This window comes from Pseudomonas sp. 24 E 13, assembly GCF_900004715.1.
Taxonomy (GTDB): domain Bacteria; phylum Pseudomonadota; class Gammaproteobacteria; order Pseudomonadales; family Pseudomonadaceae; genus Aquipseudomonas; species Aquipseudomonas orientalis_A.
This window is the reverse complement of the sequence record NZ_CVTO01000159.1, coordinates 23879-37067: the sequence shown is the minus strand read 5'-3', so window position 1 is coordinate 37067 and position 13189 is coordinate 23879. Positions and strand designations below refer to the sequence as shown.

12 protein-coding genes are annotated in these 13189 nt (G+C 62.1%); 4 read left to right on the top strand and 8 right to left on the bottom strand.

Annotation, left to right across the window (positions count from 1 at the left end):
• Positions 1 to 96: 96 nt before the first annotated feature.
• Entirely contained in the window at positions 97 to 1797 is a 1701-nt protein-coding gene (locus BFP90_RS25880; protein WP_065898318.1) for an amidase, read from the bottom strand.
• A gap of 121 nt (positions 1798 to 1918) precedes the next feature.
• Between BFP90_RS25880 and BFP90_RS25875 the strand changes: the two genes are divergently transcribed.
• On the top strand, positions 1919 to 2227 hold the full coding sequence (locus BFP90_RS25875; RefSeq protein WP_065898317.1) for a DUF2834 domain-containing protein: 309 nt from the start codon (positions 1919 to 1921) through the stop codon (positions 2225 to 2227).
• A 106-nt stretch (positions 2228 to 2333) separates the two neighbouring features.
• Here the strand turns inward: BFP90_RS25875 and BFP90_RS25870 are convergent, their stop codons facing one another.
• Positions 2334 to 3545: an MFS transporter gene (locus BFP90_RS25870; protein ID WP_065885307.1), complete on the bottom strand. Its 1212-nt coding sequence runs from the start codon at positions 3543 to 3545 to the stop codon at positions 2334 to 2336.
• Positions 3546 to 3642: 97 nt separating this feature from the next.
• On the opposite strand from BFP90_RS25870, the gene BFP90_RS25865 reads away from it, so the two are divergent.
• On the top strand, positions 3643 to 4464 hold the full coding sequence (locus BFP90_RS25865) for an AraC family transcriptional regulator (RefSeq protein WP_065895419.1): 822 nt from the start codon (positions 3643 to 3645) through the stop codon (positions 4462 to 4464).
• A gap of 54 nt (positions 4465 to 4518) precedes the next feature.
• Here BFP90_RS25865 and BFP90_RS25860 read toward each other — a convergent pair whose 3' ends face one another.
• Positions 4519 to 5025, bottom strand: a complete 507-nt coding sequence (locus BFP90_RS25860; RefSeq protein ID WP_065898316.1) for a GAF domain-containing protein — start codon at positions 5023 to 5025, stop codon at positions 4519 to 4521.
• A gap of 52 nt (positions 5026 to 5077) precedes the next feature.
• Positions 5078 to 6580: a glycine betaine/L-proline transporter ProP gene (proP, locus tag BFP90_RS25855; protein WP_065898315.1), complete on the bottom strand. Its 1503-nt coding sequence runs from the start codon at positions 6578 to 6580 to the stop codon at positions 5078 to 5080.
• A 322-nt stretch (positions 6581 to 6902) separates the two neighbouring features.
• Between proP and BFP90_RS25850 the strand changes: the two genes are divergently transcribed.
• Complete coding sequence (locus BFP90_RS25850) at positions 6903 to 8990, top strand: putative bifunctional diguanylate cyclase/phosphodiesterase (protein ID WP_065898314.1); 2088 nt, start codon at positions 6903 to 6905, stop codon at positions 8988 to 8990.
• Between the two features lie 32 nt (positions 8991 to 9022).
• Here the strand turns inward: BFP90_RS25850 and mapR are convergent, their stop codons facing one another.
• The 3 genes from mapR to BFP90_RS25835 form a co-directional block, all read right to left on the bottom strand.
• Positions 9023 to 10432: a GntR family transcriptional regulator MpaR gene (mapR, locus tag BFP90_RS25845; RefSeq protein WP_065898313.1), complete on the bottom strand. Its 1410-nt coding sequence runs from the start codon at positions 10430 to 10432 to the stop codon at positions 9023 to 9025.
• Positions 10433 to 10534: 102 nt separating this feature from the next.
• Positions 10535 to 11944 carry a cytochrome c oxidase accessory protein CcoG gene (ccoG, locus tag BFP90_RS25840; protein ID WP_065898312.1) on the bottom strand — a complete coding sequence of 470 codons (1410 nt, stop codon included), beginning with the start codon at positions 11942 to 11944 and terminating at the stop codon, positions 10535 to 10537.
• 234 nt (positions 11945 to 12178) lie between these two features.
• Positions 12179 to 12418: a DUF3203 family protein gene (locus BFP90_RS25835; RefSeq protein ID WP_065885315.1), complete on the bottom strand. Its 240-nt coding sequence runs from the start codon at positions 12416 to 12418 to the stop codon at positions 12179 to 12181.
• Positions 12419 to 12540: 122 nt separating this feature from the next.
• On the opposite strand from BFP90_RS25835, the gene BFP90_RS25830 reads away from it, so the two are divergent.
• Positions 12541 to 13032, top strand: coding sequence for an MgtC/SapB family protein (locus tag BFP90_RS25830; protein WP_065895426.1), 492 nt, complete (start codon positions 12541 to 12543; stop codon positions 13030 to 13032).
• Here BFP90_RS25830 and BFP90_RS28900 read toward each other — a convergent pair.
• Positions 13010 to 13186 carry a hypothetical protein gene (locus tag BFP90_RS28900; RefSeq protein ID WP_163001629.1) on the bottom strand — a complete coding sequence of 59 codons (177 nt, stop codon included), beginning with the start codon at positions 13184 to 13186 and terminating at the stop codon, positions 13010 to 13012. The two genes, BFP90_RS25830 and BFP90_RS28900, sit on opposite strands and share 23 nt — an antisense overlap.
• Positions 13187 to 13189: the final 3 nt, after the last annotated feature.

Below are 13189 nucleotides of genomic sequence, written 5' to 3'. Positions count from 1 at the left end.
ACTCGATCTGATCCAACATCCTGGTCGGCCCAGAGGCCGCCATCGGGGGCAAGCCCCCTCCCACATTTGAACCTCGGAACACGACAACTAATCGGCTTACAGCGGCGGTGTCCGCGGCGGAATTACCCGTTTGTTACCAGTGGCCTCAAACGCCGCCGCAAAGCGCAACAGCGCCGAATCATCATAGGCCCGCCCGGCAAACGTCAGCCCGACCGGCATGCCAATGTCCGCCATCACCCCCATCGGGACGGTGACCGTAGGCACGCCGAGATGGCGAATGGCAAGGTTGCCATTGGCCACCCACACGCCATTGCTCCAGGCGATATCGGCAGAAGCTTCGTTGACATCCGCATCAGCGGGCCCAACATCAGCCACAGTCGGGAACAGCACCGCGTCGAGGCGCAGGGTGTCCATCCAGTCTTCCAGGTCCAGGCGACGGGTTTGCTCAAGACCGCGCAAGCCGTCAGGCAATGTGTCGATCTCGTTCCACGGCGTGATACCGCGCTGGGCCATGCGCACGTATTCGTCCATGCCGGCGGCCAGGTCGTCTTCGCGGTTGGGCAGGGTGCCGGGGTCGTGGGGGAAGATTTTCGGGCCATCGACATCCGCCAGGCGGTTCAAGGCCGGGTCGCCGTTGGCGCGCAGGAAATCATCAAAGGCCCAGGCCGACAGTTCCCACAACTCATCGTGCAGAAACTGCCGGGGCACCAGGCCACGGGTGAACACCGTCGGCGCGCCGGGGCGGTCGCCTTCGCAATTGGACACCAAGGGGAAATCCACCTCGATGACTTCCGCGCCGGCGGCTTCCAGAGCCTGGCGCGCGGCCTGCCACAGCTCGATCACCGAGGCGCGGGTGTGGATTTTCTGCCCGGTCGGCCCGCCGATCCCCGGTTTTTCGCTGGTGCCGGCCTCGGGGTCGGCGTTGATGTACATGCGCGGCACACCGAAGCGTTTGCCGGCGAGGGCCGCGCTGCCCTCTGCGAGTTCGGCATACGATGCCGGGCGTACCGAGCTGACGCTGGGAATCGGCACCCAGGGTTGCAGGCGCCACAGGTCGCCACGGGTGTCCGGGTCGTCGGCGACCACCACGTCGAGCACTTCCAGCAGGTCCGCCATGGTGCGCGCATAGGGCACCACCACGTCCATGGTCGGGGTCAGCGGCCAGTTGCCGCGCACCGAAATCACCCCACGCGAAGGCGTGTACGCACACAAGCCGTTGTTGGAGGCCGGGCCGCGACCGCTCGACCAGGTTTCTTCGGCCAGGCCGAATGCGGCGAAGCTTGCCGCCGTCGCCGTGCCGGCGCCATTGGACGAACCCGAGGCGAACGGTGCAGTGAGGTAAGCGGCGTTGTACGGGCTTTCGGCACGGCCATAGACACCGCGCTGCATGCCGCCGTTGGCCATGGGCGGCATATTGGTCTTGCCCAGGCAGATGGCGCCGCCGGCGCGCAGGCGCTCAATGGTGAAGGCATCGCGCTGGGCGATCAGCTTGGCGAATGCCGGGCTGCCGGACGCGGCGGTGAGGCCCTTGACCAGGTAACTGTCCTTGGCGGTATAGGGAATGCCATCCAGCGGCCCCAGGGTCTGGCCTTGCGCCCGGCGTGCATCGGACGCTTGGGCTTCCTTCAAGGCGTCGGGATTGCGCACCACCACAGCATTCAGCGCGGTAGCGGTCTGCGGGCCGTCATAGGCTTCGATCCGCGCCAGGTAGGCGCGCACCAGTTCAACGGCAGTGGTGTGGCCGGATTCAAGCGCAGCGCGCAATTGGGCAATGGAGACTTCGGTAACTTGCATCAGGTTTTTTTCGCCGCCTTCGAATGGAGGTATGACGGCAGTCTACGTACAGATATTTGCCAGTGCCAGCTTACTGCTAAGGTAAGCGGCCTGATCATCCACATTGCACTCCAAGGAGGAGAACATGCCTAAACCCTACATCGCCCTGGCCGCTTTGCTCGGCTTTTCGTTGTATACCGTGGCGACGATGCTGACGGCCGAGCAATCGCTCATTGCGTTCGGCCAGGAATTGATGTCGCGGCCGGACACCGCGCAAGTGGTGATCGACCTGTACCTGATGGCGATCCTGGCGTGTGTGTGGATGTACCGGGACGCGCGCGGGCGAGGGCGCTCCGTGGCGTCGTTGATCCCCTATTTCCTGTTGACGGCGGTGTTCGTGTCGGTGGGGCCGTTGTTGTATATCGTCGTCAATGGGTTTACGCGACGCACCTAGACGACACGTACCAATGTGGGAGGGGGCTTGCCCCCGATAGCGATGTGTCAGTCGGCATCTACTTGACTGAAACACCGCCATCGGGGGCAAGCCCCCTCCCACAGAGTCAGACGCCTTTGGTCGAAGGCAAAAAGATCGTCAGGATGCCCGCCAGCGGCAGGAACGAGCAGATTTTGTAGACGTATTCGATGCCATGGTGATCCGCGAGCAAGCCCAGCAGTGCCGCGCCAATCCCGCTGAAACCGAACATCAGGCCGAAGAATATCCCGGCGATCATGCCGACATTGCCCGGCACCAGTTCCTGGGCGAACACCACGATGGCCGAGAACGCCGAGGCGATGATAAAGCCGATGACCACGCTGAGTACGGCAGTCCAGAACAGGTCCACGTAGGGCAGGGCGAGGGTGAACGGCGCGGCGCCGAGAATCGAGAACCAGATGACTTTCTTGCGGCCGATCCGGTCGCCGATCGGTCCGCCGGCGAAGGTGCCCACGGCCACCGCGCCGAGGAACAGGAACAGGTACATTTGGGAGCTGGCGACCGACAGCTGGAATTTTTCGATCAGGTAGAACGTGAAGTAGCTGGTCAGGCTGGTCATGTACCAATATTTGGAGAACACCAGCAGCGCCAGTACCACCAGGGCAAAGGTCACGCGGCCTTTGGACAAGCCGTGGGTCGCCTGGCCGCCTTGCTTGAGCTTGAACAGGTTGAGGTGGTGGCGGTACCAGCGGCTCAAGCCGTACAGCACCCCGATTGCGAACACCGCGAACAGGCCGAACCAGGCGATATGGGACTGGCCGTAGGGAATGATAATGGCCGCCGCCAGCAACGGGCCGAAGGCGCTGCCGGTGTTGCCGCCGACCTGGAAGGTCGATTGCGCCAAACCGTAGCGGCCGCCGGAGGCCAGGCGTGCCACGCGGGACGTTTCCGGATGAAACGTCGACGAGCCGACTCCCACCAACGCCGCCGCCAACAGAATCGCGGGGAAGCTGCCGACGAATGCCAGCATCAGGATGCCGATCAAGGTGCAGACCATGCCCGCCGGCAACAGCCAGGGCTTGGGGTGACGGTCGGTGTGGTAGCCGATCCACGGTTGCAGCAGGGAGGCGGTCAGTTGGAAGGTCAGGGTGATCAGGCCGACCTGGGTAAACGTCAGGCCATAGTTGGCCTTGAGCATCGGGTAGATCGACGGCAGCACGGCCTGGATCAAGTCATTGATCAGGTGCGCCAGGGCGCAGGCGCCGAGCACGCGCATGACCAGCGGGCTTATCTGGGGCGTGGTGGTTGCAGCGGCGGGTGTCGCAGTGAGGGTCGACATTCAGGCATTCCATACAAGGCAGCTAACAAGGGCAGACAGTACGTGAGCCGACGGCCCATTTCTAATTGTTTCGGGCGCTATGCTAGAGTCGGCAAAAATGCCTGTCTCGCGAAATTCGGGCAGAAAACCTCGCAAAAAGGGCGAAATCATCAAATCCCTCGACAAATTCCTTCAGGAGATCGATGAAGGCGATTGGGCCGTCATCAGCTCGGCCACTGATTATCCGCAAAACTGGGTGATTCCCGAACACTGTCATAACAAGCATCAGTTGCTCTACGCCATCGAGGGCGTGATGGTGGTGCATTCGGCGCTGAACCAGTGGACGGTGCCCCCCAACCGTGGCTTCTGGATACCCTGCGGGCATGTGCATGCGCTGCGCTGCGTGGGCACGTTGAAAATGCGCAGTGTCTTCGTGCGCCCGGACAGCTTTCCCAACCTGCCGACCGAGCCGAAGGCGGTGACGGTGTCGCCGTTGCTGGGTGAATTGATCAAGGCCTCGGTCAGCTTGAAACCACCCTATGCCGAGAACTCGCGCGACGCCAGGATCATGCGCCTGATGCTCGATGAGCTGGCGATCCTGCCCGCACTGCCCTTATCCCTGCCGCAGCCCGCCGACCCGCGTATCAACCGCATCTGCCTGACCTTGCAGCAAGACCCAAGTGATGCGTCCACGGTCGCTGACTGGAGCGCGCGTTTGGACCTGGATCAAACCACCATCCAGCGCCTGTTCCGTCGCGAAACCGGCATGACCTTCGGCCAGTGGCGCCAACAGGCACGCTTGCTGCTGGCGCTGGAGCGCATCGCGGTGGGCGAGAAGATTATCGATGTGGCCCTGAAGCTTGGGTATGACAGCCCGAGCGCCTTTACCAGCATGTTCAAGAAACAGTTTGGCAAGACGCCGAGTCATTTCTTCAAGTAGCGCTGTTGGCAACACGAGGATGCAGCGAGCGATGCTGGACGGGCAGGGCGGCGGTCACTGATCGGCCGGGGCCAGGTTAGCGTAGAAGATGCAGCCGATCAGTCGGGCGAACAGGCTCAGGGTTTCCGGCAGGTTGGGATCGTCGAACAGCATGGCGCGTGAATCGAGCGCGCACAGCGCACCGAACAGGCGCCCGTCGGGCAGGAAAATCGGCGCGCCGGCATAGCTTTCGATGGCGTATTTCTTGACCACCGGACGCGACGCAAAGCGCCCGTCGACGCTGATCTGCGGCACGAACAGGGCTTGGGGGTTAATGCAGAATTCACTGCACAGGGTGGTTTCCAGGTCAAGTACGTCGTCGACGTGGATGCCCATCTGCAGAGGGTCATAGGCCGAGCACACCACCCACTCCAGGTCGGTGAATTTGGCGATGCCGGCAAAGCGCATACCGGTCAGGCGGGTGACCAGCTTGAGAATATTGGTGCTCGCTTCGATTTCGGCGATGGCCGCGCGTTCGTCGGCGCTCAGGAGCGATTGTGCATAGGTGACGCTTGGAACCATGTGATCACTCCAATGTGCGTGGCCGCAGGCCGCGACCACGCACAGTCAGGTCTTAATTAATCCGTGGGTGCTGCTGCACCAGGTTTTCCCGCTTGGCCTGGAGGGCTGCAATTTCGGCATCGATGTCCTCGATCTTCTGCTCGATATTGTCATGATGCTCTTGCAGCAATTCCTTGGCCTCTTCCATATCCGACGCCGCCGGGGCCGCGCCTCGCAGGGGTTTATTGGCGGTTTCCTTCATGGTCAGACCGGTAATCAGGCCTACCACGGCGAATACCATCAAGTAATAAGCCGGCATGTACAGGTCGTTGGTGCTTTCCACCAGCCACGCCACTGCGGTGGGCGTGACGCCGGCAATCAGCACCGAGACGTTGAACGCACTGGCCAATGCACTGTAGCGCAGATGTGTAGGAAACATAGCTGGCAGCGTGGAGGCCATTACGCCGATAAAGAAGTTCAGCACGATCGCCAGGATCAGCAGGCCGCTGAAGATCAGCCCGGTCTTGCCGCTGGTAATCAGCATGAACGCCGGAATCGACAGGCACAGCAGGCCAATGCTGCCGGCGATGATGAAGGGTTTGCGGCCGATCTTGTCGCTGACAAAACCGATGAACGGTTGTACGAACAGCATGCCGACCATGATCGCAATGATGATCAACACGCCGCTGTTTTCGGCGTAATGCAGGTTGTGCGACAGGTAGCTGGGCATGTACGTGAGCAGCATGTAGTAGGTCACGTTGGTGGCCGCGACGATACCGATGCAGGTCAGCAGGCTGCGCCAATGCTTGGTGGCGATCTCCTTGAACGACACCTTGGGGCCATGGCTGAGGCCCTCGCGGTCACCCTGTTCGAGCTTGTCGACATGTTGCTGGAACGCCGGGGTCTCTTCCAGGGCGTGACGCAGGTACAGGCCGATGATGCCCAGCGGCAGGGCCAGGAAGAACGGCAGGCGCCAGCCCCAGGCCTCGAATTCGGCTTCACCGAGCACTGTGGAAATCAATACCACCACGCCCGCGCCCAGTACGAAGCCGGCAATCGAGCCGAAGTCCAACCAACTGCCCAGGAAGCCGCGTTTGCGGTCCGGGGCGTATTCGGCAACGAAAATCGACGCGCCGGTGTATTCGCCGCCCACCGAGAAGCCCTGGGCCATTTTGCACAGCAGCAACAGGATCGGCGCCCAGATACCAATGGACGCATAACCGGGAATCAGGCCGATGGCGAAGGTGCTCAGGGACATGATCACGATGGTGGCGGCAAGGACCTTCTGCCGCCCGTATTTGTCACCCAGGGCGCCAAAGAACAGACCGCCCAGTGGACGGATCAGGAAGGGCACGGAGAAAGTGGCCAGTGCAGCGATCATTTGTACGCTGGGGGACGCGTCCGGGAAGAACACCTTGCCCAGCACATAGGCGACAAAACCATAGACGCCAAAGTCGAACCATTCCATGGCGTTGCCCAATGCGGCCGCGGTGATCGCCTTGCGCATCTTGTTGTCGTCGACGATGGTGATGTCGTTCAATCCGATCGGACTGACGCGTTTCTTACGTAATTTCATGCGGGCCACTCTAGAAGCTGAACGGGGAGGTGCCATCGCTGCGATGGCACCGCTCTGTCACTTCAGATACAAGCGGACACGAAATAATTCACCCATCGGCAGATTTTTTCTCACAGCCGGCGCGGCAAGCCTCAGCAACGCCGTGAAAATGTGCGCGCTGACGGGTGAATCGAGCGTCGCACAGCACCTGGCAAAGCCACCAATTTGACGTCAGAAAAATCAGCCCGCCGTCCGTAAGCAATTAATCGCCAGCCCTGAAATATTCTCGCTACAATCCGCCGCTTTGCCACCCGGCCCGGGCTGTCAAACCGCGAGATACCCCATGCTGACCGGTAGCTACACCACCTCCCTTGTCGTGATTTCCCTGTGCGTCGCCATCCTGGCGTCCTATACCGCGCTGGACCTGGCGGGGCGGATCGCGACCGCCAAGGGACGTACGGTTTATCTATGGATCACCGGCGGTGCCGTCGCGATGGGCGTCGGGGTGTGGTCGATGCACTTTATCGGCATGCTGGCCCTGCGCCTGCCGTTCGAAATGGGCTTCGACCTGGACATTACCGCGCTGTCGTTGCTGATTGCCGTGTTATCCAGCGGTTTTGCCTTATGGCTGGTCAGCCAGCCACGCCTGCCGGCCTGGCAACTGGCATTCGGCGCGTTGGTCATGGGCGCAGGCATCGCCAGCATGCACTACACCGGCATGGCCGCGATGCGCATGACGCCGGGCATCGATTACGACCCGGCGTTGTTCGGCGCCTCGTTGTTGATCGCGGTGGTGGCTTCCGGCGCGGCGCTGTGGATCGCCTTCAACCTGCGCCGCAATACACCCTATGTACGCTTGGCACGCGGGGGCGCGGCGGTGGTGATGGGCGTGGCCATCGTCGGCATGCATTACACCGGCATGGCCGCCGCGCGTTTTGCCGACGACAGCTTTTGCGCCGCCGCACAGACCGGCTTGAGCGGCAAGGGCCTGGATAACCTGGTGCTGGTGACCTCATTGGCGGTGCTGGTCATCGCCCTGTTGACCTCGCTGCTCGACGCGCGGCTGCAAGCGCGCACCGCCGTGCTGGCTGACTCCCTGACCCTGGCCAACCAGGAGCTGACCCACCTGGCCCTGCACGACATGCTCACCGGCCTGCCCAATCGCACGCTGCTGTCAGACCGGATTCAACAAGGTATCCAGGCGGTGAAGGAGCAGGGCGGTTGCTTTGCGCTGATGTTTATCGACCTGGACGGCTTCAAGCCGGTCAACGACGCCTTTGGTCACCACATGGGCGACCAGTTGCTGCGCGAAGTCGGCCTGCGCCTGCGCGAGGACCTGCGCAGCCAGGACACGTTGGCGCGCATCGGCGGTGACGAGTTTGTATTAATGGTGCACCTGACCCAGCCGGACGATGCCATGGGCCTGGCCGAACGCCAGGTCAGCCTGGTCAATCGCGCCTTCACGGTCGCCGAACACGAGCTGAAAATCTCCGCCAGCATCGGCATCGCCCTGTTCCCGGGCAACGGGACCAACCCCCAGGAGCTGTTGATGAATGCCGATGCGGCGATGTACCACGCCAAGGGCATGGGCAAGAACGGCTACCGGTTCTTCGATGTGTCGATGAACACCAACGCGCGCAAACAGCTGCAGTTATTGCAGGACCTGCGCAACGCCCTCGACGACGCGCAATTTCGTTTGCACTACCAGCCCAAGTTCGACGCGCTCAGCGGGGTTGCGGTGGGGGCAGAGGCGCTGCTGCGCTGGCAGCATCCACAGCACGGCGTGTTGCTGCCGGCCACGTTCATTGAGCTGGCGGAAAAAACCGGGCTGATCATTCCCATCGGCGAGTGGGTACTCAATGAAGCCTGTCGCCAGATGAGCCTGTGGTACGCCCAGGGTTATGAAAGTTGGCGCATTGCGGTGAACCTGTCGGCGCTGCAGTTCTGCCACCCCGGGCTGGTCGCCAGCGTGGCCGCGGCTCTGGAGCGGCACCAACTGCCGGCCAACCGCCTGACCCTGGAGATCACCGAAACCACCGCCATGAGCGATGCCGACGCGAGCATGACCGTATTGCAGCAGCTCTCGGACATGGGCGTCGACCTGTCCATCGATGACTTCGGCACCGGCTATTCCAGCCTGATGTACCTCAAGCGCCTGCCGGCCAATGAACTGAAGATCGACCGGGGTTTCGTGCGCGACCTGGAGCACGACAGCGACGACGCCGCCATCGTCTCAGCCATCGTTGCGCTGGGCCAGGCCCTGGGTTTGCGGATCGTCGCCGAAGGCGTGGAGACCGAGGCGCAGCAGCGCTTCCTGACCCGCCTGGGCTGTAACTCGCTGCAAGGCTATCTGCTGGGCCATCCACTGCCGGCCGACGGGTTCATGGCCGATATCCAGCGCGCACGGGAAGCGCCGGCGCCAGACGCATGACGGCGATGCTCGCGGCGACGATCTGCTGACCCTCAAAACGAGCGCACGATCCGCCCCAGCGTCTCCATCGCCTTCTCCGACACGTCGGTCCACGGGCTGCCGTAGTTCAAGCGGATGCAGTTGCGAAAGCGCCGGGTCGCCGAAAAGATCGGGCCCGGTGCGATGCTGATGCCTTGCGCCAGGGCCATCTGGAACAGCTTCAATGAATCGGTTTGCTCCGGCAGTTCCAGCCACAGGAAATACCCTCCGGCCGGTTGGCTGACGCGGGTCTGCGCCGGGAAGTAACGGGCGATGGCGGCGAGCATCGCGCTTTGCTGTTCTTCCAGGGCGTAGCGCAGTTTGCGCAGGTGCCGGTCGTAGCCGCCGTGTTGCAGGTAGTCGGCAATCGCGGCCTGGGCCGGCATCGACGGGCACAGCGATGTCATCAGTTTCAGGCGCTCGACCTTCTGCGCGAAGCGACCCGCCGCCACCCAGCCTACGCGGTACCCTGGCGCCAAGCTCTTGGCAAAGGAGCCGCAGTGCATCACCAGGCCCTCGGTGTCGAAGGCCTTGGCCGGTTTCGGCGCGTGCTGCCCGTAATACAGCTCGGCATACACATCGTCTTCGATCAGCGGCACCTGATGACTGCGCAGCAACTCCACCAGCGCCTGTTTTTTTTCTTCCGGCACCGTCGCGCCCATCGGGTTCTGGAAGCTGGTCATGGTCCAGCAGGCCTTGATCGGGTAACGCGAAAGGCTTTGCGCCAGGGCGTTGAGGTCGATGCCGTCGCGCGGGTGCACGGGGATTTCCACGGCTTTTAGTTTCAAGCGCTCGAGCACTTGCAGGCAGGCATAAAACGCCGGGGCTTCGATTGCTACCAGGTCGCCGGGCTCGGTCACCGCTTGCAGGCACAGGTTCAGCGCTTCGAGGGCGCCATTGGTGATCAGCAGTTCTTCCATGGGCAGCATCAGGCCGCCGACCATGTAGCGCAGCGCAATCTGACGGCGCAGTTGCGGGTTGCCGGGGGACATGTCGGTGACCACCAGGCGCGGGTCCATCGCGCGGCTGGCACTGGCCAGGGAGCGGGCCAGGCGCGGCAGCGGGAACAGCATGGGGCTGGGGAAGGCCGAGCCGAAGGGCACGGTGTTCGGGTCCTTGATCGAGTCGAGTACCGAAAACACCAACTCACTCACATCGACTTCGGTGGACTCGTGCACTTGCTCGCTCACCACCGGCTCGGAAAACGGGCTGGGCGCGTGGGTATTGACGAAGTAGCCGGAGCGCGGCCGCGCGCGGATCAGGCCGCGCCGTTCCAGCAGGTAGTAGGCCTGGAAGACCGTGGACGGGCTGACGCCGTAGGTCTGGCTGGCGTAACGCACCGACGGCACGCGCTGGCCGGGGCCGAGGACGCCGGAGCGGATCAGTTCTGCGATGTCATCGGCGAATTTTTCGTAGCGTTTCATGGGTGCCTTGAACAGTGTGTGCGCTGGGCAAATGTGGGAGGGGGCAAGCCCCCTCCCACATTGGATCTCTCTACATTGGAACTCTATGCATTCAGGGGATTATCAGCGGTTCAGTGGCGCGACAAAGCGGCTGTCGGCAGCGCTGTAAATCCACGGTTCATCCACATCCGTCACCTTGAAGCGCAGCGTCTGTGAACTGCTCGCCGGTGTGTCCGCCAGCAGCGTCACCGAGACCGGTACATCCACGATTTCCCCCGGCGCCAAGCCGATCCGGGTCTTGCCCTGCAACTGGAAGCCCTCGGCGTCCACCAGCTCCACACGATAGTCCTGGTGCTGCTGAGTCTTATTGATGACCTTGAGGCTGTAGATGTTTTCGATCAAGCCCTGGCTGTTCTCGCGAAACAGGCCGCGGTCCTTGGTCACGTCCAGCGACACCATCGGCCGTTCCACCAAAGCCACCGCCAACGCGACAAGCATGACCAGCAGCACGGCACTGTAGCCGATCAGGCGCGGCCTTAGCAGCCGGGTCTTGCCACCTTGCAATTGATGCTCGCTGGTATAGCTCACCAGGCCACGGGCATAACCCATTTTGTCCATGATCGAATCGCAGGCGTCGATGCAGGCCGCGCAACCGATGCATGCCATTTGCAGGCCGTCGCGGATATCGATGCCGGTGGGGCACACCTGCACGCACAGCTGGCAGTCGATGCAGTCGCCGAGGCCGACATCCGCCGATTTGACTTCGCGTTTACGCGGTCCACGGCGTTCGCCACGGGCGGCGTCATAGGCAATGGCCAGGGTATCCTTATCGAACATCACGCTCTGGAAGCGCGCGTACGGGCACATGTGCATGCACACCGCTTCGCGCAGCCACCCGGCGTTGAGGTAGGTGGCCGCGGTAAAGAACAGCATCCAGAACAGACTGACGCCGCCCAGTTGCCAGGTCAGCAGCTGCGCAGCCAACGGACGGATGGGCGTGAAATAGCCGACAAAGGTCAGCCCGGTCAGCACGCTGATGCCCAGCCACAGCGTGTGTTTGGCCGAACGCCGTGCCAGCTTGTCAAGGCTCCAGGGTGCGGCGTGCAGCTTGATGCGTTGGTTGCGCTCGCCTTCGGTGATTTTTTCGCACCACATGAACAGCCAGGTGAACACGCTTTGCGGGCAGGTGTAGCCACACCACACACGGCCGGCAAACACGGTGATCGCAAACAGGCCAAAGGCGCAGATGATCAACAGTGCCGAGAGCAGAATGAAATCCTGGGGCCAGAACGTTGCGCCGAAAATATGGAATTTGCTCTCGGCCAGATCCCACAGCACCGCCTGACGTGCGCCCCAGTTCAGCCACACGGTGCCGAAAAAGGCCAGGAACAACAACGCGCCACCGCTCATGCGCAAGGTGCGGTAGAGGCCGGTGAAGCTGCGGGTGTGGATCAGGTTGTCGCGGGATGCGGCCTTCACCTTCTTCGGGTGAATGGGCACAAAAGTTTCCACGGTGGGGATTCGTTCGCTCATGGTCGTTCGCTCATCAGCCTCCATCAGGCGGATGAACTATGGGCGGCGCGCTGTTTGCGTAACAGACTCAGGTTGGCGGTTAAAAAGCGGATCAGATGGCAATCCGCGCCTTGATGCGAGACCCTGTAGGAGCGAGCTTGCTCGCGAAAAACCCACAGGCACCGCGGTCTTGCAGGAAGCACGCGTAATCGTTGAGGTTTTTCGCGAGCAAGCTCGCTCCTACAGAGGCATCGATTAAATGACCGAACCCGGTTCGTCGGCCTTCACATGCTGGCGTCCGTCATGGGCACCCGCGACGGTCAGTGCATCGGCCTCGGCTTCGGTGATGTAGATGCGTTCAGCCGCCAGTTCCACGTACGACATGGATTTTTCGCTATCGGTCACGATATTGACGCGGGTCGCAGGCACGCTTTGTTCCTGGCCATTGTCATTCAGCGTGAAATAACACAGATGGTTGTCGATACGGATAGGCATACCGGTCTCCTTTTCATGGGCTCTGATCATTTAGGAGCCAATAAGCAGTGCCGGTTCCACGCAACTGACTGACGGTCGCCGCTGTCCATCTTCTATCAATAATCACAAAAAGGATGGCATTGATGCACGCTTGGCTACATGAAGCATGGCTAACCCTGCAGGCTGAGTTTGCCGATATCGGCGACGCCCGGCAGGTCACCCAGATTACCGTGCGCCTGCTGATGGCCGCGATCCTCGGCGGCATCCTGGGGTTTGAACGCGAGAGCAAGGGCAAGGCCGCCGGCGTGCGTACCCACATGCTGGTGGCGCTGGGGGCTGCACTGTTTGTGATGGTGCCGCAGATGTCCGGCAATCAGGCCGATGCCATGAGCCGGGTGGTGCAGGGCGTGATTGCCGGGATCGGCTTCCTCGGGGCCGGGACCATTATCAAGGGCAAGGATGAGGACGCCGGCCACGTCAAAGGCCTGACCACCGCCGCCGGGCTGTGGATGACCGCTGCGATTGGGGTCTCGGCCGGTTTGGGTCGGGAATCGACAGCGGTCCTGAGTACGTTGCTGGCCTTGGTGGTGTTCAGCGTGATGCCGAAAATCGTCAAGCGTTTCGAGAAGGACTGACGATAACCGGCGGCATGGTGGTTGGCGGCTCCTGCACCGGTGGCGGCTCGTTCTCCGGCGGTTCCTGTTCCGGAATCGGTGCAGGCTCGGTGGGTGGCAGGGTCGGGTTGTCGATATTCGGGTCGGGCGTCTCTGCCGGGATCGGGATAGTCATGGG